The 1,434-nt window shown below is 71.1% G+C and carries 3 protein-coding genes; 2 read left to right on the top strand and 1 reads right to left on the bottom strand.

The features are described from left to right. Positions 1–180 (top strand): hypothetical protein (locus D7V77_RS44105; protein WP_304485893.1); only part of this gene is annotated, 180 nt, incomplete at its 5' end. 27 nt (positions 181–207) lie between these two features. On the opposite strand, the gene D7V77_RS41985 is transcribed toward D7V77_RS44105, so the two are convergent. Beyond that, complete coding sequence (locus D7V77_RS41985; RefSeq protein WP_120581730.1) at positions 208–729, bottom strand: GNAT family N-acetyltransferase; 522 nt, start codon at positions 727–729, stop codon at positions 208–210. A gap of 122 nt (positions 730–851) precedes the next feature. On the opposite strand from D7V77_RS41985, the gene D7V77_RS41980 reads away from it, so the two are divergent. Next, positions 852–1,434, top strand: a 583-nt coding sequence (locus D7V77_RS41980) for an NAD(P)/FAD-dependent oxidoreductase (protein WP_147452360.1), incomplete at its 3' end; no start/stop codon positions are given.

Genomic DNA, 1,434 nt, shown 5'->3' with positions numbered 1-1,434 from the left:
GCTGGGGGTGGCACCAGCGTCATTCCAGGTGGCGGCGGTGGTGGCAGCGGCGGGAGCGGCGGCAACGCGGGCGGTACCGCCTTCGTGGGCTCGCCGACGATCGATATCCCCTCTGCAGGTACGGGCGGCTACTTCCTCCAGACGGTCGCCCCGGAACCCGAGACGCTGCTGGGGCTGTAGGCGCGGGGCCTCACGGGACCGGCGTGCTCACCCGCCGCCGGTTCCAGCGTCGCCCTCCGGAGCCCGCCACTGGAGCTCCAGGTAAGGCGACGCCGGGTCGCTGCCCGGCACGGACGTGAAGCCTTGCCGGGTGTAGAGCCGCAGCGCTGGATTGTCGCGCGTGACATGCAGCCGCACGGGCACGCGCGCCCGCGCTGCCTCCGCTTGAATCGCGTTCAGCAGGTGCGTGCCCAGGCCTTGTCCCCGCCACGTGGGAAGCAGGGTCACGTCCAGGAGCAGCAGCTCCGCGGAGGTGCGCACCAGCCACTGGCGGCCCACGGGGACTCCCTCCACTTCGATGATGGTGTGGCCCTCCGGGGAATAGGTCGCCGCGTAGTGGCGGGCCTGTGCCTGGTGCTGCATCCGCAGGAACAGTTCCGCTTGCGCGGGCGGCCAGCCCCACGCGGACAGCTCCTGCTCGCGCGTGCTCGCGTAGAGCGTGAAGAGGAACGGTTCGTCCGCTGGCGTGACCGTGCGGAAGAGGGGCGCGAAGGATGGGGGCGTCGTCACGGCGGGGCATCCTACGCCGCGCGAACCTGCCCGACAGTCGGACAGGTTGAGGCCGCCTCGGCTGGCTTCCCCAGGTCTCTGGACCTTCCCGTAGGTGCCGTGTCGGGCGGAATGTGCACAGCATGAAGGTCGGGGGCTTCGCGCCCCTTCGCATCCAGGAGGTCCATCCGGTGGCTCCCCGTCTTCCGCAGCATGTGCGAGTCGCCATCGTGGGCGCGGGCTTCGCCGGGTTGGGCATGGCCATCCGGTTGAGGCAGGACGGCAACGACGACTTCGTCATCCTGGAGCGCGCGGACGACGTGGGGGGCGTCTGGCGTGACAACGTCTACCCCGGCTGCGCGTGCGACGTGCAGTCGCTGCTGTATTCGTTCTCCTTCGCGCCGAACCCCGGCTGGTCGCGCGCCTACTCACCGGGCTGGGAGATCCAGGAGTACCTGCGCGACTGCGTGCGGCGCTTCCAGCTCGCGCCCTTCCTGCGCTTGGGGCACGCGGTCCTCCGCGCGAAGTGGGACGTGACGGCTCGGCGCTGGGTGCTGGAGACATCCCACGGCACCCTCACCGCGGACGCTCTCGTGGCGGCGGTGGGCACGTTGAGCGAGCCCGTGATTCCACCCCTGCCCGGGTTGGAGCGCTTCCGGGGCAAGGTGATGCACTCGGCGCGGTGGGATGCGGGCTACGCGCTGGCCGGGCGTCAGGTGGGGGTGG

The sequence above is a fragment of the Corallococcus sp. CA041A genome (assembly GCF_003612075.1).
GTDB lineage: Bacteria > Myxococcota > Myxococcia > Myxococcales > Myxococcaceae > Corallococcus > Corallococcus exiguus.
Note: the sequence above shows the minus strand (reverse complement) of the source record. Positions and strands in the feature narration are given on the sequence as shown.